Origin of the sequence: Paenibacillus hemerocallicola (assembly GCF_006265175.1) — a bacterium.
GTDB classification, from domain to species: domain Bacteria; phylum Bacillota; class Bacilli; order Paenibacillales; family NBRC-103111; genus Paenibacillus_AB; species Paenibacillus_AB hemerocallicola.
The window spans coordinates 30,878-54,711 of record NZ_VDCQ01000005.1; the positions used below are offsets into that span (position 1 = coordinate 30,878).

19 protein-coding genes and 2 pseudogenes are annotated in these 23,834 nt (G+C 54.6%); 16 read left to right on the plus strand and 5 right to left on the minus strand.

All coding sequences use genetic code 11. The features are described from left to right. Nucleotides 1-25: 25 nt before the first annotated feature. The gene (locus tag FE784_RS04810) at nt 26-1,765 is read right to left on the minus strand and encodes a HAMP domain-containing sensor histidine kinase (RefSeq protein ID WP_139601005.1); all 1,740 of its coding nucleotides are present in this window, start codon (nt 1,763-1,765) and stop codon (nt 26-28) included. Next, nucleotides 1,762-2,499 carry a response regulator transcription factor gene (locus tag FE784_RS04815; protein WP_139601006.1) on the minus strand — a complete coding sequence of 246 codons (738 nt, stop codon included), beginning with the start codon at nt 2,497-2,499 and terminating at the stop codon, nt 1,762-1,764. The genes FE784_RS04810 and FE784_RS04815 overlap by 4 nt, the downstream gene beginning before the upstream one ends. Before the next feature lie 521 nt (nt 2,500-3,020). Between FE784_RS04815 and FE784_RS04820 the strand changes: the two genes are divergently transcribed. Beyond that, nucleotides 3,021-3,332, plus strand: a complete 312-nt coding sequence (locus FE784_RS04820) for a YbjQ family protein (protein ID WP_038585821.1) — start codon at nt 3,021-3,023, stop codon at nt 3,330-3,332. Here FE784_RS04820 and FE784_RS41810 read toward each other — a convergent pair. Further along, nucleotides 3,328-3,542, minus strand: a pseudogene (locus tag FE784_RS41810) (hypothetical protein); the annotation flags it as partial. The gene FE784_RS04820 and the pseudogene FE784_RS41810 overlap by 5 nt on opposite strands. 49 nt (nt 3,543-3,591) lie before the next feature. Here FE784_RS41810 and FE784_RS04825 point away from each other — a divergent pair. The 9 genes from FE784_RS04825 to FE784_RS04865 all read left to right on the plus strand — a co-directional run bounded on the left by FE784_RS04825 (nt 3,592) and on the right by FE784_RS04865 (nt 14,118). After that, a complete protein-coding gene (locus FE784_RS04825) occupies nt 3,592-4,323 on the plus strand; it encodes a CPBP family intramembrane glutamic endopeptidase (protein WP_246131904.1) in 732 nt (243 codons plus the stop codon). Between the two features lie 694 nt (nt 4,324-5,017). After that, nucleotides 5,018-5,449 carry a GNAT family N-acetyltransferase gene (locus tag FE784_RS04830; protein WP_139601007.1) on the plus strand — a complete coding sequence of 144 codons (432 nt, stop codon included), beginning with the start codon at nt 5,018-5,020 and terminating at the stop codon, nt 5,447-5,449. A gap of 316 nt (nt 5,450-5,765) precedes the next feature. Next, a complete protein-coding gene (locus FE784_RS04835; protein WP_139601008.1) occupies nt 5,766-6,869 on the plus strand; it encodes an SGNH/GDSL hydrolase family protein in 1,104 nt (367 codons plus the stop codon). A 487-nt stretch (nt 6,870-7,356) separates the two neighbouring features. Next, nucleotides 7,357-8,976: a type 2 periplasmic-binding domain-containing protein gene (locus FE784_RS04840; protein WP_139601009.1), complete on the plus strand. Its 1,620-nt coding sequence runs from the start codon at nt 7,357-7,359 to the stop codon at nt 8,974-8,976. 201 nt (nt 8,977-9,177) lie between these two features. Further along, a complete protein-coding gene (locus FE784_RS04845) occupies nt 9,178-10,464 on the plus strand; it encodes a neutral/alkaline non-lysosomal ceramidase N-terminal domain-containing protein (RefSeq protein WP_139601010.1) in 1,287 nt (428 codons plus the stop codon). 15 nt (nt 10,465-10,479) lie between these two features. Then, on the plus strand, nt 10,480-11,505 hold the full coding sequence (locus FE784_RS04850; RefSeq protein ID WP_246131905.1) for a Gfo/Idh/MocA family protein: 1,026 nt from the start codon (nt 10,480-10,482) through the stop codon (nt 11,503-11,505). Continuing rightward, nucleotides 11,502-12,497: a Gfo/Idh/MocA family protein gene (locus tag FE784_RS04855; protein ID WP_139601011.1), complete on the plus strand. Its 996-nt coding sequence runs from the start codon at nt 11,502-11,504 to the stop codon at nt 12,495-12,497. Before FE784_RS04850 ends, FE784_RS04855 begins: the two co-directional genes overlap by 4 nt. A 181-nt stretch (nt 12,498-12,678) precedes the next feature. Continuing rightward, on the plus strand, nt 12,679-13,509 hold the full coding sequence (locus tag FE784_RS04860) for an alpha/beta hydrolase family protein (RefSeq protein ID WP_139601012.1): 831 nt from the start codon (nt 12,679-12,681) through the stop codon (nt 13,507-13,509). Between the two features lie 102 nt (nt 13,510-13,611). Next, nucleotides 13,612-14,118, plus strand: a complete 507-nt coding sequence (locus FE784_RS04865) for a DUF1572 family protein (protein WP_139601013.1) — start codon at nt 13,612-13,614, stop codon at nt 14,116-14,118. A gap of 3 nt (nt 14,119-14,121) precedes the next feature. Here the strand turns inward: FE784_RS04865 and FE784_RS04870 are convergent, their stop codons facing one another. Next, the gene (locus FE784_RS04870; protein WP_139601014.1) at nt 14,122-14,616 is read right to left on the minus strand and encodes an Hsp20/alpha crystallin family protein; all 495 of its coding nucleotides are present in this window, start codon (nt 14,614-14,616) and stop codon (nt 14,122-14,124) included. Nucleotides 14,617-14,773: 157 nt separating this feature from the next. Here FE784_RS04870 and FE784_RS04875 point away from each other — a divergent pair, with 157 nt between their 5' ends. The 6 genes from FE784_RS04875 to FE784_RS04900 all read left to right on the plus strand — a co-directional run bounded on the left by FE784_RS04875 (nt 14,774) and on the right by FE784_RS04900 (nt 22,506). Then, nucleotides 14,774-16,543, plus strand: coding sequence for an ABC transporter ATP-binding protein (locus FE784_RS04875; RefSeq protein ID WP_246131906.1), 1,770 nt, complete (start codon nt 14,774-14,776; stop codon nt 16,541-16,543). A gap of 268 nt (nt 16,544-16,811) precedes the next feature. Beyond that, nucleotides 16,812-16,976, plus strand: coding sequence for a GapA-binding peptide SR1P (locus FE784_RS04880; protein ID WP_246131907.1), 165 nt, complete (start codon nt 16,812-16,814; stop codon nt 16,974-16,976). 25 nt (nt 16,977-17,001) lie between these two features. Continuing rightward, nucleotides 17,002-19,743, plus strand: coding sequence for a pyruvate, phosphate dikinase (ppdK, locus tag FE784_RS04885; RefSeq protein WP_139601189.1), 2,742 nt, complete (start codon nt 17,002-17,004; stop codon nt 19,741-19,743). Between the two features lie 124 nt (nt 19,744-19,867). After that, nucleotides 19,868-20,509, plus strand: coding sequence for a helix-turn-helix transcriptional regulator (locus tag FE784_RS04890; protein ID WP_139601016.1), 642 nt, complete (start codon nt 19,868-19,870; stop codon nt 20,507-20,509). Between the two features lie 17 nt (nt 20,510-20,526). Beyond that, entirely contained in the window at nt 20,527-21,330 is an 804-nt protein-coding gene (locus tag FE784_RS04895; protein ID WP_139601017.1) for a pyruvate, water dikinase regulatory protein, read from the plus strand. Nucleotides 21,331-21,447: 117 nt separating this feature from the next. After that, nucleotides 21,448-22,506, plus strand: a complete 1,059-nt coding sequence (locus tag FE784_RS04900; RefSeq protein ID WP_139601018.1) for a Gfo/Idh/MocA family protein — start codon at nt 21,448-21,450, stop codon at nt 22,504-22,506. A gap of 435 nt (nt 22,507-22,941) precedes the next feature. Here FE784_RS04900 and FE784_RS04905 read toward each other — a convergent pair. Further along, nucleotides 22,942-23,762, minus strand: a pseudogene (locus tag FE784_RS04905) (ABC transporter ATP-binding protein). Nucleotides 23,763-23,834 lie beyond the last annotated feature (72 nt).

Consider the following 23,834-nt stretch of genomic DNA (forward strand, 5'->3'; position numbering starts at 1 on the left):
GCTTAAAAGGGGGAATTCCGTCATCTCAGCAGGGCAATATGATCTCAATTTTCGTGCCTTGCCACACTTTGGACTGCACATGGATTTCGCCGCCGTGTGCTTCCACGATGGTTTTGGCGATGCTCATTCCGAGTCCGGAGCCATCCGTCGATTCTTCAGTATTCGTTCCCCGGTAGTAGCGATTAAACAAATGATTCAGTGTTTCCTCGTCCATCCCTTTGCCATTATCAATTACTCGGATGTATGCCTTGTCGTTCATCATGCCGACAGAGACGGTGACGACCACGCCCGGTGGGTTATGCTTTACGGCGTTGGACAGCAGGTTGTCCATCAGCCTCCGTAGCCAGGTCTCATCTGCCTTTGCCAGTAGGGGACGCTCATCCCCAATGTAGAGAAACTGATACCCGGACATCGTGACATCGTTGACGTACTTCAGTACGGAGCAGCGAACCAGCTCATCCAAATCCATCTTTCGAAGCTCCATGATTGAATCTCCCTGCTTGAGCTGATGAATCATAGCAAAGTCGGAAATCAGCTCAAGCATATATTCCCCCTTTTCCCGAATCGTCGATCCCATGATTCGCATCTCCTCGTGACTCCATTGTTCAGGCAAGCTCTCCAGCATATACCCATAGCCTTGAATTGTGGCCAGGGGCGTGCGCAGATCGTGTGAAATTCCCGACATCCACTCCGCTTGCGCCTTCTCCAGCCTCTCGCGCTCCTTCTCGGTTTGCGCCAATTGATGGGCCATCTGATAGAAGGATTGAATCACTTCCTTATAGAGCCTGTAGCAGATTCGCATCATGCCGTTGCGGCGGAATACCTTGCGCATGTCCTTGGCGGTCAGTACCTGGTCGTACTGTCCCCGGCCCATACGTTCGAACCAGCCTGCGAACAGAATCAACGGCTGACCGTAGCGATAGCCATGCCAGATGGAGATCGGCAGCGCTAAGAGCAGGATCAGAACTGTAATCCAGACGAGTCCACGCGTTGCCTTTTCCATCACAGGATGCTTCAGAGGGGCTCCCGCTGCATGGGGTGTATAGAGAATCCACGTCATTCCGCTCAGCTTGTCCCGATGGGCGACAATATTCGTATCATAGTTGCTGGGCGATTGCTGGATGGCCAGGATATCCAGCTGTCGATACGCCTTCTGCACGTATGTTCTATCGCCGATGCCTTGTACGATTTGGCTCTCGGGGTCGATCACCTGCAGATAGCTGCCGGTTTCGAGCAGCCGCCGGTCCAAGTGGGAAACCGCTTCGCTACGCACGATTCCATGCTGCCCGTAGGCATCAAACCAGGCTACGAGCTGGTCAAGGTCAGGACTAGGATAGCCCAGCATATACAGAAGCGGGTCTTGGAAAGCAAAATTAAGCTGAGTGTGTACGGCATACGTCCCAAACGTCCGTGTCTCTTGGATATCGAGCAGTTGAGCGATGGAGTAGGAGGCCGGCAGCGTATGATGGGGAGTTGTATTGACGGCGTAGATCACCTCTCCTTCGGCACTGATAACCTGAAGCCACATGCCTTTTTCCTCGATGAGCTTGTCCCACTCGGGGGTGATCTGAATCGTCCCGTCCTTGTAATGAGCTTCTTGAGCGATCTGTTGCAGGACGCCAACCGGAAAGTTCCGGCGTATCTCATTACTCGTCATGTTCTGGAAAAACAAGACGCAGGCAAGTAGAGTAATAGCCACCATAAGCAGGGCATAAAAAATCAATTGATACGTGAAGTGGAAGGCCATGCGCTGTTGGATCTTCATCGCTCCTGAGGCTCCTCCTTCACCAGCTTGTAGCCAAGCCCGCGTACGGTAAGCAGCAGCTTCGGATTGCCGGGATCGATCTCAATCCGCTCCCGTATGCGCCGGATATGCACCATTACCGTCGAATCATCGCCCTGTCCGTTGATCCCCCAAACCTTGTCGTAGAGCTGTGTTTTGGAAAATACGATGCCGGGAAACTTACAGAAGTGCAGCAGCAGCTGGAACACCTGCGCGGGGCAAGGAACTGGCTGTCCCTCTACGATTAGTTCGCCCTCCGCCTCGTTGACGGTGAAGCGGCCAAACCGATAAATCCCCGGATCGGTCCGTTTCGCCGGATTGGCCGTCGAGGTTTCTGGCTCCAGCCGGCGTATGCGTGCCTGAATTCTTGCGGCCACCTCCAGAGGATTGAAGGGCTTCGTGATATAATCGTCCCCACCCATAGCGAAGCCTCGCAGGACATCGAGATCGGAAGCCTTGGCCGTCAGAAACAAAATATGCGGATTTCCGTATTTGCGGAGCTTGGAGCAGAGCTCCAGGCCGCTGCCGTCGGGGAGCATAATGTCGAGCAGGATGATATCGGGGGCTTCACGCTTCGCTAAATCGAGAGCTTCTGCACAGGTGGAAGCTGCGTGCAGCTGATGAAACCCTTCCCTGCGAAGCACCATTTGCAGCATCGTGACAATCGAAGGTTCGTCGTCGACGATTGCGATTTTAAAATCGGCTAGACTTGTCATTGTTTTCACCCATTTACATAGTAGCATAATCACCTTAACAGAACCTAAACGGCGGGAGCGAAATTAAGCTGATGTTTGTCAATCCGTTTAGGTTCTGTTTCATTGGGGCTGGTAGGATAGGGGTGAGAAAACTATTCGAACATACAAAGGACTGGTTTATGAGAAGATCGTCCCTAGTCACCGCCGCTCTTGTTGTATTCATGTCGTCATTTTCGTTCTCCGCCTCGGCTTCGTCGAACCAGCCAGCGGTCAATAGCAAGTCTACCGGGGTCAAGCCGCCTGTGGACAAACACGTTTGGGAGGTTACCGGTTTATTCTAATGGGGCGCTTTCCAGAATGTACGGGATGAACACTCCTGGACATGTTGAGCCGAGGTCATTGAGGATACCGGTAAGTGGATGCTGAACCAAGCTGGCAGCGTCCATTAGGAGCTCATCCCAAAAAAGGCCGGTTGGGGCCTGAAGCGGAAAACAGCAACAAAAGTATTACCATATAGCCAGGCCAATTGAGGAGGATAATATATGATTATAACCACTACATCAACTATTGAAGGTTCCCCGATAAGGCAGTATCTGGGCATTGCCACCGGTGAAGTCATTATAGGAGCCAACGTATTCAGAGACTTTAAGGCTTCGATTACCGACCTCGTAGGGGGGCGCTCGGGCGCTTACGAAGGCAAGCTTCAGGAAGCGAGAGATACGGCATTTGCTGAGATGACTCAGAAAGCTTCAGGGATGGGAGCTAATACGATTGTCGGAGTCGACATTGATTATGAAGTCATTCGCGATGGCATGCTGATGGTCGCCGTAAGCGGGACGGCTGTGATCGTTTAACACCACGATGTTTGCCTGTTGTCTGGATGACACGTTGCTTGCCTTTGAGAACCCACGTATGCTGAAGCGCTTGGTAATCGCGGATCATCGACTCATCTTTGAAGAGCAAGTGAGCGATTTTCTCGTCCATTAACCTTTTTTCAAAGTAGGAAAAGTTACTTCTGTGAAGGCTTGTTGCTTGACTTCATCCGCCGCAGCTAGCGTATAGGTGATACGATGGTCTGCTTCAGTGCCTAACGATGCAAAGAGGTGTATACCCGTGAAAAATGTTCAAAAATTGTCTGAGACTGATAAGGAACTCATGGAGGTAATTAGCCCTTCCACGTCCAGTATGCCCCAAGCCCGACCTGGCTGGCCAGAGATCCTAACTGCACTGGGTTTCTATCTGATCGGCATTGTTATGCTCGCTCTTTGGATGACGCAAATCCCTGACGAGCAAGCCATCTTGCGAATTAACATCGGGGGTGTAGTCAATGGTCTCGTTGGCCTCGCCGCCTTGTTCGCAGCCTATGCCCTGCGAGTTCGCAATCTGCGCGCTTTCGGTTTCCGGGCGACCGAACGGAAATGGCTGCTTGTGGGAGCCGCTCTCGGTGTTCTCGCGTTCGGCGGATGCTTCGTTATAGAGGGGGTGTATTTTCACTTCATCACCGAGCCGAACAACCAAGCGGACTTCCAGACGGCGGCGAAAGGTGGCGCGCTCTCACTCTTCGTTCTGATTATCACTGGCGCCATCCTCACGCCGCTCGGCGAGGAGTTTGTATTCCGTGGCGTTATTGCCAATGCGCTGAACCGTTACGGAGCATGGGCCGGCGTGGTCGGCAGCGCTGCGATCTTCGGCGTCGTTCATGGATTCAACGTCATCCTGTTCGACGCATTCATGGCCGGTATCCTGACGGGCATACTGTTCCGTAAGACGGGTTCGATCTGGCCCGGGGTCGTGGTGCATATTGTGTATAACGGCCTCAATCTTCTCTACTATTCTACGCTATAGATCTAATTTCACGAGACATGGTGACAGAGACAAAAAACTCGATCAGCTGCGCGCGACCGTGGCTGTCTATGATCGTAGCGTTATAGCGTAGATATAGTGCTCATCGCCAAATTTTTAAGCACAGCGAATCTGAACTGGCAGTTTAAAGTGCTCCAAGATAATGGTTGCCGAAAGCCATTTTTCCTGTTGCAACCAGATGACGTTTGTTCAGGGTCAAATTTGTACGCCAATTAATATTATACTGACGGCCATGACGGGCCGAACGTGTTGAAACTCGAGTTGAGCCAAATATGTTACGGCATAAATAAAAAGGCGCTGCCGATTAGCTGGCAGCGCCATCGCCTTTGCGCGTATAGAGCTGCGCCTTGCGGTTTCATGCCCTAATTTATGAAATTTAATCATAGATGTGTCGGATGTGAGGATGCGGGGAATGGCAAGAAAATAGAGCTATTCGGAATTTGTGGTGGAATAGCCTCTGTTAACATTATATAAAAATCGGATTTATGACCCGTTGCGTACTCCCATCGTACCGAGGCGCTCGTTTAATTGCAAAGCTTAAATTTAACGCCCTACAGGAATGCGAGGTACGGGCAGTTTAGCTTGAATATAAAAGCTCTCTATAACACCAAATTGTGGTTGTTTATGATGTACTAATACTAAACTATACCTCGAATTGAACAGGAGTTGTACGTATATGGAATTGCATATATCTAATCAGACTAATGATTCCGCCAAGTCATATATCCTAACCAAAATGATTGAATATAATTTTAGGCATTTCCCAGACGATTTGAAGGACAGGTTTCAAATCGTAAACCTGTATTTGAAAGATGCCAATGGGAATGTTTATGGTGGGCTAGTGGGTGAAATATGCTGGAATTGGTTAGAGGTACAGATTCTCTTTGTAGATGACGCCTATCGAAAGTTAGGATATGGGAAGAAACTTCTCTTGGAAGCGGAACAAATTGCAAAAGATAAAAAATGCGATTTTATAAAGCTAGATACTTTGAGCTTCCAAGCGGTGGATTTTTACAAGGAACAAGGCTATGAAGTTTTTGGTACGATACAAAATGCTGGAAGTCACACTCATTATTATCTAAAAAAAGACATCCATGCATTACGTTAACATTCCTGTAGAGCTTAAGAAATGAGCATTGAAAAAAAGGAGCGCTTCGGTATGGGGGCCACTGAAAAAGTCCATTAAATGAAAAGGCACAGACGCTTAATATTTTGAGGGCGCTGTGCCTTTTTTCTTGTATACTTTAAGTAATACGTCGGAAGGGTGAAGACCATGTTTCATTAGTCCATACACAGCGCTATACGACCTCATCGTGCCGAAAGATAACAGATTAAAGAGCTAGTCAATAAAGAAATGGCTTTTCTGTCCCTTGCCGATAAGATACGATAAAACGGAGAGCAGGTTGGAAAGGGGAACAGAAACCATGAATCGTATCGTAACGTTGCAAACGGCGCACGACCCGCAGAGCGACACCATCGCGGCTATTGCACAACCGAACCGTAGAAACACCGGGCTGATCAGCGACGATCCGGCCCGGCTGAACGGCTTCGTCGCCCCGGTCCCGGAGGCGGCATTTCGTTTTGCCCTGCCCTTCGGCGTAGTGATCGGAGACAGCATCAGCGAAGGAGTGCCGCATACGTTCGGCCGTCTGAAAAAAGACGGTCAGCCCGGCTTCAACGAGCTTCATCGGAATATGCCCGGACAGCTTTCATACGAGTTCGGCGCGATTACGGGAATGCATTGGTTCAATCACGGCATCGGCGGCCAGCGGACGGATCAAGTATGGGCAAGATGGAGAAGGGACGTTCTCGGCGAGAAGTTCGACCCGGCGGACGCAAGGGGTGACCTCACGCTGCCCGATCAAGCCTATGCCGTGTTCGTTATCGCCGGAATTAACGATGTGTTTCAAGGAAAGCAAGATCCGTTTATACAAGAGCATTTGCTGAAAATGGCCAAAGATGCGCGGCAACGCGGCATAATATGTATATTCTCCGATATGGGCGAGCATAATGCGGCTACGCCTCAAATGCGCGAACAAATTGTGCGAATGAATCGGTGGATGCATGCCACATTACCGGACTATGGTGCTTCCGTAGTCGATTTCTACGAATGGTCCATGGACCGGAACCGCGGATACGGGGTGAATCCGGCTTTGTTCGTCGACAATGTGCATCCGTCCCGGTCGGGATTTCAATCGCTGGCCTATCATTATGCTTCGCAATGGCACAATGTGCCGCTAGTTCCGTGCGGACTCGTACTGGAAGCCGTAATAGACTACGATGCTCCGTTATCGGGATTCGGCAGAGGGAAGCTGGTTTCTCTCGGGTGGATGGAATATGGAAGCCCGGACGCTGCCTTGCGGACTCAGACTGTGCTTCCTGACGAAGCATCCGTTTGTTTGCCTATCCGCACAGACGGCAGAAGCGTAGCCGTCGAGCTGCATATTGAAGAAGCTTACGATAAGGCACAGCGGTCGGGCTTTTCCAACGTTCGTGTCCTGATGGGCAGCCGGTTCGGTTCGCGATGATGTAAATATTTGGCCTATTGAATGGACAATCCCTCGTTTGTTATAGTAAAATAAACATAACAACTATCATACAGGTTTTAAAAAGCTAACTTCCAAACAGGCGGCTATCATGGCAAGCACGGTCCGGAGGCAGTGCGCATTTCTTAGATCCGACAAAATTTTTCTTTTCAAATCGAAGAAACAATTGTAATATAATATACATGTAAAATACAGCTTGATCACTTCCTCTCGATCAAGCCGCCGAACTGCAAATAATTGCAGGTGGACTTGTGGCGGACAAATCTTTATAGTGTAGAGGTAAGCTGACTGCGGCCCTTCGTATACATGTCTAATACAGATTAGTGATACCCGAGACATACTACGGTCCGGAGGTGAGTTTATAGCTGCAAGCGACCGCTTGCCTTCTTGTAAGCGGTTAATGGAAAGGGTTACACCAACATGTGATCGTATCGTACTATCCACAACAGACATCCGGGAGGTCTACAAATTGAGAAAACAATTTAAACAAATAGCGGTCCTTGCCGTAGCGGCGGCACTCGTATTGAGCGCATGCGGCAAAACCGAGCCGAAGCCGGCCGCAGACAACGGCAATTCCACGGACGCGGCCAAAAAAGAAAAGCTTTCCCTTTATTGGATGACGGCCGTTCCGACCAACAGCTCGAACCTGCCAAGCGGCGATAAGGATTTTATCAAGAAAACGATCGAGGAAAAATTCAATGTCGAGCTGAAGCTGGACTACATGGCAATGGGCGAGGAATTCTCGAACAAGCTGAACCTGCTTCTGGCCGCCGGAAATGCTCCCGATATGTTTCATGCGGACGGCGCCAAATCCAATGGTTATATTATGGATAACGTGGTAGCCGATTTAAGCAAATACGTGACTGCGGAAAACATGCCGAACTATTTCAAATGGGTTACTCCCGAAGAGCTGAAGCGTTATCAGGTGCAGGGCGTATTCAAGCGGGCTCCCGTACCGTTTCCGAAAAGCTATTTCGGAGCGTACTACGTCCGTAAAGACTGGATCGACGCGCTCAATAAAAAGGATCCTAACCTGAAGCTGAAGGTGCCGACGAATTATGATGAAATGATCGCCGTCATGAAAGCGTTCACGTTCAACGATCCGGACGGCAACGGCAAAAACGACACTTACGGCTTCACGACAGTCGGCTCCGGGACGACTATCCCGAATGATATGCCGGAATGGTTCAAAAACGGCTTGACGCCGGGCTTCTATATCGACAAAAACAACAATCTCGTCGACAGCGGCACGAACCTGCGTACCGCGAAGGTGCTTGACGATATCCGCAAAACGCTGGACATGAAAATCATCGACCCGGATTGGTTCCTGAACAAGGCCGGCGAAAACATCAACAAAGTGCAGCAGGGGAAAGTCGGCATTTTCTTCGGCAGCACACGCGACATTGCGTTCGAAAGCTCGAACAACAGCGTGCAGAAGAAAACGCGCGAAATTACGGGCAATGCCAACGCCACATTCGAGGCGTTCCATATTGCCGGCGACGTGCCGGTGTCGTACTCCCCGTTGCCTGGCGTGCCGTTCCTTATAAACGCCAAGACATCGGAGGCAAAAGCTAAGCGTACGATCGAAATTCTCGACTGGCTCGCCAGTCCGGAAGGCTGGCTGCTTGCGAACATCGGCAAGGAAGGCGTACATTACAAAAAAGAAGGCAACAAAATTACGCTCGTCCCGGATGCGATCCAAAAGGATATCGTGTCGAACGGCAACTTTACTGAAGTATGGGGAAGCATCTTCTCCTATAATGCCAAAGACCCTGCTGCGATCGGACTTCAAATCGTCGACCCGCGCGAGTCGGATCATGACCGCGCCATCCTCGAAGTGTTCAAGAAGCTGAAGTTCTATGAACTGGGCACCAACGTGGCGCCGCCGACGGGACTCGATATCGGGGCTTACCGCAAAGAAATGCGCGCCCTGCAAATCAAAACGCTGTTCGAGGACAAAGATTCGTCGAACTGGCCGAAATATTTGGATGAGCTGCTGATCAAGTACAAGGCGAAAGCGATCTTCGACGCTTACGCGGAGCAGACGACGACCGCCCTTGGCAAAAAGATCACATTTAAAACCGACTGATCCCTTCGATAGAAAAACGGCTGCGGAACGAAACCGCAGCCGTTTTTTTGCCGTTCCGTCACACAAAATATCGGAAAGCGCACCATAAAATGTCCAGTCGCGATATGAAAATGGCATGCATCCTGCCGTTCAGTCCGGTAACATAGATGTCGGAAAACGAATACCGGATCGCAATACGCCGGATTGGAAGGGGAAACCGATATGAACTTGGAGCTCGGATGCGCCAAAGTCGATATTACGCCGGAAACGGCGGTGCCGTTGGCCGGCTTTGCGGTCAGGCAAAACAAGCCGTACGAAGGAATTCGCAGCCGGATTTATTTGAGGGCGCTTTATTTGCGCCAGCGGCAGGACGACGGCTCGTTCCGCAATGCGGTTATCGTATCCGCCGATTTGCTCTGGTGGGGATCGGACCGGATGCCTCATATCCGGAGCATGCTGCTCGAAAAATGGGGGCTTCAGCCGGAATCGATCGTGCTGAATGGAACGCATAGCCATTCCGGACCGCAGACCAGCTTCCGGTTTCACCGTCTGCTTGGCAAGGCCGATGCGGACTATATCGAATTTCTCGAGGGCAAGCTGGCCGAAGCGATCGCGATCGCCGTAGCCAATGCGGAACCCGTATCGATCGAACGGGGGGCCGGGCAGTCGCGCATCGGAGTTCAGCGTCGCAAATACGGGAACGGACACATCGTCGGCGGACCGAATACGGATGGTCCGATGGACCCCGAGGTTGCGGTCGTACGGTTTTGCGCAGCGTCGGGTGAGACGAAAGCCGTAATCGTCCATTACGCTTGCCATCCCGTTACGTCGAGCGAGAATTACGTGTCGTCCGAATTTTCCGGCAAGGCGATGGAGTCGCTCGAGGAGAGCTTGGACGGAGATGCGGTATGCCTCTTTTTACAGGGCGCATGCGGCGACATCAACATTTATAAATCGAGCGCTCCGCCTTCGCTTACCGACGATTACGACATTATCGATTATTTCGGGCTGCAGCTTGCGAAGACCGTTACCGGCGTCCTTGACGCACCGATGGAGTCTATGAAGCCCGTACGACTTGCCGGGAGAGCCGGCAGCGTGCCGTTGCCTCTCAAGCCGCTGGAAACGTTGGAGCAGCTGCAGACCATCGCGGCCAAAGGGGAATCTCCCTATGACGAGTGGGCGGCCGAAATGATCGGCAAGCTGGGGGAGCGGCCGACGGAGCTAGTCGTGGAGATGAACAGACTCGACATTGCCCAAGGACTTTCTTTGCTTACGATGAATGCCGAAGTGGTGGTCGAATACGGATTATGGATCAAGGAAAAAACCGCCGGAACCGTGCTGCCTGTTCCTTATTCAAATGGAATGATCGGTTACGTGCCGACGAAGAAGCAGATCGGATACGGCGGCTACGAGCCGGTGCTGTCTACCTATTACTTCCATATGCCGGGAAGGTTCGAGGAAAGCATAGAAGGGACGCTTCGCGATGCGTTGGCGGAGATGATCCGATAGCGGGGGAGAACGAGCATGAAGGAGCTGGAAGTTGCTGTAATCGGATTCGGAACGATGGGCAAGCTATTTGCCGGCCATTTGTCGCGTATGGAAGGGGTGCGTCTCTCGGCGGTTTCCAGTACGTCGCCGGCAGCCGCACGGGAGGCGGAGAAGCTGGGCGCCCGCTGGTACGCAAGCGGGGAGGAGCTGCTCGAGCGAAGCGAACGGCTGGATGCGGTCCTGCTTGCGCTGCCGACCCATCTGCACGAACCGTATACGGTTATGGCTGCGAAGAAAGGGGTACACGTCATCTGCGAGAAGCCGATCGCCTTGTCAACCGCTGAAGCGGATCGGATGGAGGAGGCTTGCGCGAAACACGGCGTGAAGCTGTATGTCGGACACGTGCTGCGATTTTTTCCGGAGTACGCCAACCTGCGCAAGCATGCGGATGACGGTGCGATCGGTCGGATCGGCGTGGCGCACGCGAAGCGGTTCAGCCTTCATCCGCCTGCCGGGAGCTGGTTCGCCGACGAATCGAGGAGCGGTGGCGTCGTGTTCGATCTGATGATACACGATATCGATTTTATGCGATCCGTATTAGGCGAGGTACATACCGTGTTCGCAATCGTGCGCAAGTCGCCTGGCGTTCAATACGCGTCGGCGACGCTTCGGTTCGACAGCGGGGCAATCGCCAATCTGGAAGCGATGTGGGGTTACCCGGGACCTTTCGCTACATCGGTGGAGTTTGCCGGTCAGAACGGCATTCTGCGCGCGGATAACGGGAGCTCCAGGTCGGTTGTCGTGCATCGGGTCTCTTCCGATCAATCCGGAAACGAAGGGGTGGAAATCCCGCAAAGCCCGATGTACAAAGATCCGTACAAGCTGGAGCTGGAGCATTTCATCGCATGCATACGTACGGGCGGGCAGCCGCTCGTAACGGTCCGAGACGCCAAGGAAGCGGTACGGATTGCCTGCGCCGCGTTAGAATCGGCGACGACCGGACAGCCGGTCAGATTGGCAAAAGCGGAGCCGACCGGCACGAAGGAGGGCGGGGTGGCATGAAGAAGGTTAAAATCGGCATGATCAGCTTCGCCCATTCCCACGCTAACGGCATATTGAAAGAACTTCTGGCCATACCCGACGTCGAGATTGTAGGCATTTTCAATAATCAGCCCGAGAGGGTAGCGGATCATGCGGACAAGAACGGAATCCCGTACTTCGAAGACCACAAACGATTGCTGGAGACGACGGATGCGGATGCGGTCGTCATATGCTCGGAGAATGCATTCCACACGAAGTATACGTTGGACGCCGCGGCGGCAGGGAAGCACGTTCTGTGCGAGAAGCCGCTCGGAATAACGGTCGAGGACATGAAACGGATGATCGAGGCGTGCAGGGTGAACGGGGTGCAGCTGATGACGGCGCTTCCTTGCCGGTATTTGCCTGCGGTACGGCAGGCAAAGGCTGCTGTGGAGCGCGGGGAAATCGGGGACATCATGGCGATCAAAGCGACGAACCGGGGCCGTATGCCGGGTCGCTGGTTCATCCGGAAGGAATTGTCCGGAGGCGGAGCCGTTATGGATCATACCGTGCATGTGACGGACTTGATGAACTGGTTCCTGCAATCCGAGCCCGAGGAAGTGTACGCCGAATCCGGAACGCTGTTTCACGATGACTTGGACGTCGACGATGCCGGCATCGTTCATGTCCGGTTTGCAAATGGAGTGGCGGCTGTACTTGACCCGAGCTGGTCCAGAGCCGAGTCGTTTCCGATCGGCGGGGATATCACAATGCGCTTGATCGGGACGAAAGGCGTGATCGATGTGAATGCGCTCGGCCAAGTCAATGAGCTATACAGCGACGAGCTCGGTAAAATGCAATGGTCCTATTGGGGCGACGGCATGAGCGGATACATGGTACGAGCCTTCGTCGAGGCGGTCCGCAACGGCACTGAAGTTCCGATAACGGGCGAGGACGGCTTGCGTTCCACGGCGGTTGCACTAGCCGCCTACGAATCGATCGAGCTTGGAACCGCCGTCCGGTTGAGGCTGTGACAAACATATGGCCCGGCGTTCGCATGCAAGTGCGGATATCGGGCCATATGTTCGTTAAATAATGGATTGACAGAACGGAATGCAAAATGATACATTTAAATCATAGTAAACATATAGGAATTATTAAATTTAGAATAGAGAAGGCGGCGCCGCAAACGACCGTCAAGGAGGAGACGTAACGATGGAACGGGCAATTACGATACAACACGGTTCGATCGAGTTGAAAGCGACATTGCATTACCCGGCTACGGCGGGTGAGCAAACAGGGAACCAAGGGGGACATTGTCCGCTTATCGTCATTTGCCATGGCTTCATCGGCAGCCGGATCGGCGTGGATCGGCTGTTCGTCAACGCCTCGCGCAAGTTTGCCGCCGCCGGCTATATGGTGCTTCGCTTCGATTATGCGGGCTGCGGAGAAAGTACGGGCGATTACGGAGAAGGCGGCCTGGATTCCTTGATCGAGCAAACCCGCGTCGTGCTGGACTATGCGCTCGATATCGATTATGTGGATATCAATCGGGTATCGCTGCTCGGCCATAGCCTCGGAGGGGCGGTTGCCCTGTTGACGGCCGCTCAGGACCGGAGAGTGAAGACGCTGCTGCTATGGTCCGCCGTAGCTCATCCGTTCAACGACATACTCCGGATCGTGGGCCAGAATACGTATGACGACGCCGTCCGTTACGGGACGGCGGATTACATGGGGTATACGTTCCGCCCCCCATTTTTCGACTCGCTCGCGGCGCACCAGCCTTTTGCGCAAATCCGCAAATTTTCCGGAGACGTGTTTTTGGCCCACGGCACCTCGGACCGGGTCATACCGGCAGACTATTGCTCGCTGTACCAGAAGCTGTTCTGGATGCGTACGTACGGGCAGTGCGACATGGAACACATCTTCCAAGCGGATCATACTTATTCTTCGGGAGAGAGCAAGCGCGAGCTGTACGACAAAACGTTGAATTGGCTGAATTACAGCGAGAAGCGCAAGCGGGAATGGCACAATTGGGAAATTTGAGCATCGGAGGGCCGGACAATCGTTCCGGTCCTCTGTTTCTTTTTCACCGTGAAACGTTTACCATATAGAGTAAATGCGCAGTTAGCGAGGAGAGATGGCGGAATGGACTTTTACGGCCTGTCCAAAACGTATTTGCGGCAAAAATGTGCGGAAATCCGCAAACGGATGACAAAGGCGGTCGGGCAGCTGTCCGATCGGCAGTTGAATTGGCGTCCCGACGAAGGAGACAACAGCATTGCCAATTTGATCGTCCATATTGAAGGAAACGTGCGCCAGCGCATCTCCGCCGGCATATTCGGCGAGCCCGACATTCGCGACCGAGAGTCGGAGTTCGAGACGTCGGTCTATTCGGACAAAGCCCGGCTGCTGGCCTCCATCGACTATACATTCGGCTTGCTGGACGAAGCGCTGGACAAGCTGACGCCGGAGGAGTGGCTGCGCACGATGCCGGTCCGCGACCGGGAGACGACCGTATTCGAGGTGCTGAACCAATGCGCCAACCACTTTTCCGAGCATCTCGGACAAATCTTGTATTTGGCCAAGCATCAACTGAAGGAGAACTACGTAACGACTTCGATTCCACGGCCGAAGCAGGCGGACGCGGAATAGCCGTCAAGGAAATTGGATGTAAACCTCCTTGAACGGCGGCACGCTTCGCTTGCGCAGGCGGATATGGAGCGAGCCTTCCCGGAGCACCGCTTGACCGGACTTCATTCCGACCGGCGCGGGAAGGCTGACGCTCTGCTTGTTGCCGAGCGGACCTTCGATTTTCAATATTTGACCGTTTATAAACAACTGAAGCTTGCGCGGGTCGACATAATCCGGTACGTGGACTCTCACTTTGACGAAACGCTCGGTTTCGGTCACGTCCGTTCGAAACAGCATCGAATTTGCGCTCTTCCGTTCATGCGAAGACGCGGAATCCGGATCGGGCTTCGCCCGTTCCATAACCCCTCGCACGAAATGCCCGATCCGCGATATCGGGTCGCCCTTCATCCCCGGCACCACGTTCGGCAGCAAATCGTCCATCAACCGCTCGAATTGTACCCAATCGACGTTTTGCCGACCGTCTCCGGCCGAATGTCCCCGATTATTCGTTTGGCTCATGCATGATCCCTCCTTTTTCGGTCTTATCCTATGTGTATGTGCTATCGCCCTTCCGCGTTCTCGTCTGGGGCGGGGCAACATTGCGGTTTCGTTAATATTCAGTTCACAAAAGGAGTGTAAGCTGTCGTTATTCGGATAAGAAATGGAGTGCAGATATATGGATACCAAACCATCGACAGGGAATTGGAGGCAATTCGTCGCCTTGATCCGCGGAGCGAATCCGCCCAAGCTCCAGCTCGCCATCGCCTTGATTCTCAGCTTGGCAAGTACGGGGGTCAGTCTCGTTATCCCGCTGTTTACGAAAAATATGGTCGACGGCTTCTCGCTCGACAATTTGCAGCCGCTCCATATCGTGCTGCTCGTTGCCGCGTTTCTCATACAGACCGTAGCCGGCGGAGTATCCATTTATTTGCTCAGCCGGACGGGGCACCGGATCGTCGCCGGAATTCGGGATAAATTGTGGAAAAAGCTGCTCGTCCTGCCCGTCTCGTATTACGACAACAGCCAAACCGGCGAGCTGACGAGCCGGATGACGAATGACACGGGCATCGTCCGGGGACTTATAACCGAGCATTTGTCCGGTTCTTTGAACGGAGTCATCTCGATGATCGGCTCCATCGTCATTTTGCTGGTGATGGATTGGAAAATGACGCTCGTCATGCTCGTGGCGATTCCCGTAACGGTTCTCATCATGGCCCCGCTAGGCAAACAAATGTTCAAAATATCGAAAGGCATGCAGGACGAGACGGCGCGGTTTACATCCGTGCTGAATATGGTGCTGTCGGAAATCCGGCTCGTAAAGTCGTCGAACGCGGAGCGACGCGAATACGAGAATGGCAAGGACGGCATCACGAGCCTGTACCGGTTCGGCGTCCGGGAAGGGAAAGTCCAGGCATTGATCATGCCGATCATGATGCTGGTCATCATGGGACTCGTCGTGGCCTTGATCGGCTATGGAGGGGTTCGGGTATCCTCCGGGCTTATGACGGCGGGCGAGCTTGTAGCGTTTTTGCTGTACTTGTTCCAGATCGTCATGCCGGCGACGCAAATCACGCAGTTTTTCACCCAATTCCAGAAGGCAATGGGCGCGACCGAACGGATCGTCGCCGTCCTGCATAACGAGGAGGAGGAGGATGCCGAAGCCGGACGTCCCGTCCCCTCTGCGGACCTGCCCATCTCTCTAGAACGAGTAGCTTTTTCCTACAAGCCCGGGGAGCCGGTGCTGAGCGGCGTCAGCTTTACGATAGAGCCGGGGGAAGTGACGGCGATCGTAGGTCCCAGCGGAGGAGGCAAAACGACGCTATTCTCGCTGCTGGAGCGATACTATTCGCCGCAATCGGGGGCGATCCGGTTCGGAGCGGAGCCGATCGGGGAGCTGTCGCTCGAGCACTGGAGAAAGCGGATCGGGTACGTGTCTCAGGACAGCCCGATTATCGCGGGAACGATCCGGGATAATATATGCTACGGTACGGACCGGGAAGTATCGACGGATGAAGTGGAACGCGCGGCGTCAATGGCGTATGCCGATACGTTTATCCGCGATCTTCCTGACGGGTATGAGACGGAGGTGGGCGAACGGGGCATCAAGCTGTCCGGCGGCCAGCGGCAGCGGATCGCCATCGCCAGGGCGCTTCTGAGAGACCCGAGCCTGTTGATGCTCGACGAAGCGACATCGAGCTTGGACAGCAAATCGGAGGTCGCCGTGCAGCAGGCGCTGGACAATTTGATGGAGGGCCGGACGACGCTTGTCATTGCCCATCGGCTGTCGACCGTGATCGATGCCGATCGTATCGTTTTTATCGAGAAAGGCGTCGTGACGGGGATCGGGACGCACAAGGAATTGGTCGGATCGCATCCGATGTATCGGGAGTTTGCGGAAAACCAGCTTAAGCTGAGTGTGGATGAAATGGTCAATGTGACGTCATAAATAATCGTTCGTAAAAGCCGGGGAGCCGACAGCTCCCCGGTTTTTTGCTTGTTTCCCCACAAGTTGTATTTCGGTTGCGGAGTCAGATGTATTCAGGACTTGTCCTGCGATTGAACACGAATATTCGCGAGAGAACGGAATAAATTGTAGGAGGATATAGATAAATATATATTGCGTCATAATTATTTGTATGGTATGTATTATATAAGGTTTTTTCATTGCATTTTGCGAAAAAAATAACTTATTCGAAAAATGGAGGCGATCCGGCATGAAACCGATCGGTCAAAGCGTCAAGTTGGGTCTTATCGTTTGTCAGCATTGCGGCCGTTGGATTGATGAAGTAGAAACCGAGAAGGTGACGGTCCTGTATGGCTGCTGCCAGGAGGAATCATGCCGGAACGGGATACGACAGGGGGATGCGGACGATGAGTAACGGTAGCGGAGCGAGCAATGACGGCATGATTAGCGCCAACACGAACGGCGGCAATTGGGTGAAATCGTTCGAGCAAGGAAATGCGGGAATGAAGGCGGATCTGGGCGGCAAGGGCGCCAATTTGGCGGAAATGACCAATGCCGGGCTGCCCGTTCCTCCCGGCTTCACCATAACGACGCAAGCTTGCCGAGCCTACTACGCTTCCGGCGCGAGAATGCCTGACGGTCTCGTGCCGGAGGTGGAAGCGGCGCTTCGCGAGCTGGAGACGAAGCAGCAGAAAGCATTCGGTGACGCCGCGCAACCGCTTCTCGTATCGGTTCGCTCCGGCTCGGTGACCTCGATGCCGGGCATGATGGACACGATTCTCAATGTCGGCTTGAACGACGAGACGGTGCGGGGAATAGCCGCCGCTTCCGGAAACGGCCGGTTCGCTTACGATTGCTACCGCAGGCTCATTCAAATGTTCGGCAACGTCGTATTCAACATCGAGCCGATCCGGTTCGAGAAGCTTCTGCACGAGCTGAAGCGCAAGGTCGGCGCGGAACAGGACAGGGACGTCCAGGCCGAAGGCTGGATCGAACTTGTGGAGAAATATAAAGAGCTCATTGTCAAAACATGCGGCAAGCCGTTCCCGCAGTCGGTCGACGAGCAGCTGTGGCTGGCGGTCGATGCCGTATTCCGTTCGTGGAACAACGCCCGGGCGAAAGTATACCGAAAGGTGAACCGGATTCCCGACGAGCAGGGGACGGCCGTGAACGTCCAGGCGATGGTATTCGGCAACAAAGGGGACGACTGCGGAACCGGGGTCGTGTTTACGCGGAACCCTTCGACCGGCGAAAACGTATTGTTCGGCGAATATTTGACCAATGCCCAAGGGGAAGACGTCGTAGCGGGCGTCCGAACGCCGCTGCCGATTGCGGAGCTGGAAAAGGAAATGCCGGGCGTGTACGCCAGCTTGAAGCAGACGGCGGAGCGGCTGGAGCGGCATTACCGGGATATGCAGGACATCGAATTTACGGTAGAGCACGGGAAGCTGTACCTGCTCCAGACGCGCGGAGGCAAACGATCGGCGCAAGCGGCCATGAAAATTAGCGCCGACCTTGTCGGGGATGGATTGTTGACCAAGGAGGAAGCGATCGCCCGCATCGAGATCGGCCATCTCGACCAATTGCTGCATCCGGCCATTCCGGCAGACGCGAAGCTTGACGTAGTGGCAACCGGCCTCCCGGCATCGCCGGGGGCGGCTACGGGTGAAGCGGTGTTCGACGCCGATACGGCGGAGGAGCGGGCTCGCGCTGGACGGCGGGTCATTCTGATCCGCGCGGAAACGACGCCGGAGGACATCCACGGCGTACTCGCCGCAGAAGGCGTGCTGACGAGCCGCGGCGGCATGACGAGCCACGCTGCGGTCGTAGCGCGGGGCATGGGCAAGCCGTGCGTCTGCGGCTGCGAGGAGCTGCGCATCGATATGGAGGCGCGGGAAATGCGGGCGGGGGAGGTCGTTATCCGTGACGGAGACGCCGTGTCGATTGACGGCTCGAGCGGGCGCGTCATTCTGGGCGAAGTTCCGCTTCGTTCCGCCGAAATGTCGGCCGAGCTGCTTCAGCTGCTCGGTTGGGCAGACGGGATCCGGACGCTCGGCGTAGCCGCCAATGCGGACAACCCGGCCGATGCGGTCAAAGCCCGCGAATTCGGAGCCGAAGGGATCGGGCTGTGCCGTACGGAGCATATGTTCCTTGCACCGGACCGGCTTCCGGCCGTACGCGAAATGATATTGGCCGAGACGAAGCAGGAGCGGGAAATTGCCCTCGCCAAGCTGCTGCCGATGCAGCAGGACGATTTCGAAGGGATGTTCCGGGCGATGGACGGACTTCCGGTGACGATCCGTCTGCTAGATCCGCCTTTGCACGAATTTTTGCCGAATGCCGAAGAGCTGAGGCAGCGAACGGCCGAGCTGGCCGCCGAAATCGGCGCGGGCGCCGATGCGGCAGACGAACGCCGCGCTCAGTTGGCCGGGCTGGAGGCGATGCTGCGCAAAGTACGCTCGCTGCACGAAGCGAATCCGATGCTCGGCCAGCGGGGCTGCCGTCTCGGCGTCCTGTTCCCGGAAATTTACGACATGCAGACGGAAGCCGTATTCCGCGCCGCGCTTACATGCATCCGGGTCGGCGTGAAAGTCGTTCCCGAGATTATGGTGCCTCTCGTCGGACACGTCAACGAGCTTCGTTTTGTGCGGGAACGGATCGAGCGTACGGCTGAACGCATACTGGGCGATCAAGCCGATTCGTGCCGATACAAGGTGGGCACGATGATCGAAGTGCCCCGGGCTGCCTTGACCGCGGATCAAATCGCCGAGTGCGCCGATTTCTTCTCGTTCGGGACGAACGATTTGACGCAAATGACTTACGGCTGCAGCCGGGACGATGCGGAAGGGAAATTTTTGAGCCATTACGTCGATCACAAGCTGCTTCCGGACAATCCGTTCCAGACGTTGGACCGCGACGGTGTCGGGCAGCTTATCGAATGGGCGCTGCGCAAAGGCAAAGCCGTGCGCGGCGATCTGAAGACCGGCGTTTGCGGCGAGCACGGAGGCGATCCGAAATCGATCTTTTTCTGCCATGCCGCCGGTCTCGATTACGTCAGCTGTTCGCCGTACCGCATTCCGCTCGCGCGAATCGCGGCCGCTCAAGCCCGTATCGCCCTCGGGCCGGTTGCAGGAACGAATGCCGCTAAGCGCGAAGCCGTTCTGGCGGGAACGGAAGCATAATCGGCCGGTTCATGCGGGCCGCTTGCAGCTTTTCCGTTTACGAGCTAACATAGAGGATAGGATTAAGGAATGAATGAGCCGAAAGCGCATAGCTTTCGGCTTCCGTTCGAGGAAGGGGGCCGCCATGCAATTATCGCCACGCCAGTTGGAAATCGTTCGGCTCGTCCGGCAGCACGCGCCGATTACGGGCGAACAGATCGCGGAAATGCTCGGACTCAGTCGCCCGACCATCCGGTCCGACCTCGCGCTGCTAGTTATGCTCGGACATTTGGACGCCAAGCCGAAGGTCGGCTATTTTCCGGGGCAGACCGCGGCGCCGGAGGAGAAGGGAGCTGCCGACGCCGCCCAGCTTAAGGTGAAATCGGTACAATCGCTGCCGGTGATCATCCGCGAGTCGGCCACCGTGCACGATGCGGTCGTCACGCTGTTCATGGAGAACGTGGGCAGCCTGATCGTGGCGGACGAGTCCAGCGCGCTGGTAGGGGTCATATCTCGCAAAGATTTGCTGAAGGTCACGCTCGGCAATCCGGGCGCTTCGACGATGCCGGTCAGCCTCGTCATGACACGGCATCCGAACGTCATCGTGGCGACGCCCGATGAAACGGTGCTGGAAGCCGGCCGCAAAATGATCCATCATCAGGTGGACAGCCTTCCGGTCGTAGTTCCGCATCCGGACGATCCCGGCAAATGGGAAGTGATCGGCCGCATAACGAAAACGACGATGACGAAGCTGCTTGTCGGTTTAACCGGCGCCGTGGACATGTAATCGATAGGGGGACGGAAATGAGCGAGGAACGGCAGCAATTCATATACATTTGCTCGGACGCGGTCGGCGAGACGGCGGAAGCGGTCGTGCGGGCGACGATTCGACAGTTCGATGCGCATCAGGTCAAAATCAAGCGGGTCAGCCATATCAAAAACGAGGATGAAGTTCGTGCGGTAGCGGAGGATGCGGCGAGAAGCGGCGGTTTCGTCGCGTTTACGCTGGTCCAGCCGGAGCTGCGCGAGATGATGAAGGAAGAGTCGATCCGGCTCGGGGTGCGCGCGGTCGACATTATGGGGCCGATGATGCAGGCGTTTATCGATACGTTCAACGATTCGCCGAAGCGCAAGCCCGGCTTGCTGCACGAAATGGACGATGCGTATTTCCGCAGGGTCGAGGCGATCGAGTTCGCCGTCAAATGCGACGACGGCCGCGATTCGAATCTGCTGCTGCAGGCGAATATCGTGCTGATCGGAGTATCCCGCACTTCGAAGACGCCGCTCAGCATTTTTTTGGCGCATAAAGGGTACAAAGTCGGCAATTTTCCGCTCGTACCCGAGGTGAAGCCGCCGCAGCAGCTGATGCAGCTCCCCGGCAATCGCGTCGTAGGCCTCACCATGGACGCCGAGCAGCTGCTCAAGATCCGTACGGAGCGGCTGCGGGCTGTCGGATTGCCCTACGGCGCCAAGTATGCTACGCTGCAGCGCATATCCGAGGAGCTGGAGTACGCCCACGACATTATGAAGCGGCTCGGCTGCCCCGTTATCGACGTGACGGACAAGGCGATCGAGGAGACGGCCGGCATTATTCTCGGTTATTTATAAAGGCGATGCGAATCGCCTATACATACAGTCGTACGAGTCATTAAACGGTTGTCTCCGCCATTCATCTCCGTTATTATAAAGTAGGTTATCGATCATGGAGAAGCGAGGGAGACAGTCATGAGGAAGTTGAAGGTAGGCGTCATCGGGGCCGGTTCGATTTCGGAGCTGCATATGGGCTCGTACAAAAGCAACCCGAACGTCGAAATGTACGCCGTATGCGATCTGAACGAGCAGCGCGCGAAAAACTTGGCGGAAAAATACGGCTTTTCCAAAGTGTATACGAGCATCGCCGATATGATGGCCGATTCCGAGCTCGAGGCGGTCAGCGTCTGCACGTGGAACAATACTCACGCCGATCTGGCCATTGCGGCACTCGACTCCGGCAAGCACGTGCTGGTCGAGAAGCCGCTCAGCACGACGGTCGAGGAAGCGCTCCGCGTACAGGAAGCGGTTCGCCGGACGGGCAAGCTCGTCCAGGTCGGATTCGTTCGCCGTTACGGCTCGAACACGCAATTGCTGAAGCAATTTATCGACAACGGAGATCTGGGCGACATTTATTATGCCAAGGCGTCCTGTCTGCGCCGACTCGGCAATCCGGGCGGCTGGTTTGCGGACAAGTCCCGTTCCGGCGGCGGTCCTCTGATCGATCTGGGCGTACATATGATCGACGTATGCTGGTATTTGATGGGCCGGCCGAAGGTGAAATCGATCAGCGGCAATACGTACAACAAGCTCGGCAACCGGTCCAACGTCAAGCATTTGAATTTCTATAAAGCGGCGGATTACGACGCCTCCAAGAACACGGTCGAAGATTTGGCCAACGCGGTCATCCGCTTCGAGAACGGCGCCTCCCTCATGGTGGACGTCAGCTTTACGCTGCACGCCAAGCAGAACGAAATTTCCGCGAAGCTGTACGGAGACAAGGGCGGCTGCGAGATCGAGCCGGAGCTTGCCATCATTTCGGAAAAGTACGATACGATCTTGAATGTGACTCCGCAAGTAAATTCGCTCGGCCTGAACGTGAAAGAAGCGTTCCAAAACCAAATCGACCACTTCGTCGATTGCTGCCTGACCGGCAAAACGCCGATCAGTCCGGTCGAGGATGGCGTCGAGATGATGAAAATGCTGTGCGGCATATACGAGTCCGCCGAGCAAGGCAAAGAAATATACTTCTGACTAAGTAAAAAAACTCTCCTGTCCCTAGGGCCGGAGAGTTTTTGCGTTTGAATAGGTCACAAACGACAACTTGCATGTAAAAGTGCATGTTGATCATTCAGATTCATCAGGTTTTATCGATGCAAGTGCAAAAGTGCATGTGTTTTTTTGATAAATGGAATAAAATGGTTGATTTTTCTGAAACAGCATGCACTTTTGCATTCAAATTGTTTTTTAAGCAGGCTATTTCAATATTCAGATGCACATTTGCAGGCTGATTACTGGGACTGCACAAGACAGTAAGACCATGAGCCAGTTGTACACGCTGGCGAGCGAGCGGGCAATTCTTTCGTCATCGAGGAGAATCCGAAGCGGGATCGCTAGTAGCAGGCAGGCATAACCCGATACATCATCATATCGAGGTGACAGCTTCAGCGGAGCCGAGCCGCAGCAAGCTCAAGCCGAGACGATCGCTTGCTTCCGTGCGGCAATGTCGCGGCCTCTTCCAAGCGGAACGCACATCGGCGTACCGAATTCGGGATCCGGGACGATCCGGCATTCCATGGAGAATACGTGACGAATCAGCTGCTCGTCGACGATATCTTCCGGGCTGCCGCTCGCGAATACGGTCTTGTCTTTGACCGCGACGATGTGGTGGGCGTACCGGCACGCCAGATTGATATCGTGCAGCACCACACGATTGTCCGATTCTCGAGCTCGTTCAGCTCGAACAGCAGGTCGAGCACTTCGATTTGATGCGTCAAATCCAGATAGGTTGTCGGTTCGTCGAGCAATATCGTCCGCGTTCCTTGGGCGAGCGTCATGGCGATCCATGCCCGCTGCCGCTGTCCGCCGGAAAGCGAATCGACGGGCCGTTCGGACAGCTCGTTCATCCCGGTCGCCCTCAAGGCGAGTTTCACCATGCGCTCATCTTCCTCGGACCATTGCTTCAGCCAGTTTTGGTACGGATACCGGCCTTGCTTGACGAGCTGAAGGACGGTCAACCCCTCGGGCGCCGTCGGCCCTTGCGGCAATATCGCCAGCTGCTTCGCCACTTCCTTCGTGGACATTTTGGCGATGGGGGCTCCTTCCAGCAGTACCGCGCCCTCGTCGGGCTTCAGCAAGCGGGCCATCGAACGGAGCAGCGTCGATTTGCCCGAACCGTTGCCGCCGATCAGGACGGTGATTTTCCCTTTCGGTATCGACAAGTCCAGGTTTTCAATGATCGGTTGTTCGCCGTACGACAGCGTCAGCCGGTTCGTTTCAAGAGCTATCATAAGTCAATCCTCCCCGGATGGATGTGGACGGCGCCGAGTCCGTCAATGCCCAAAGCTCCAACAATCTATAGC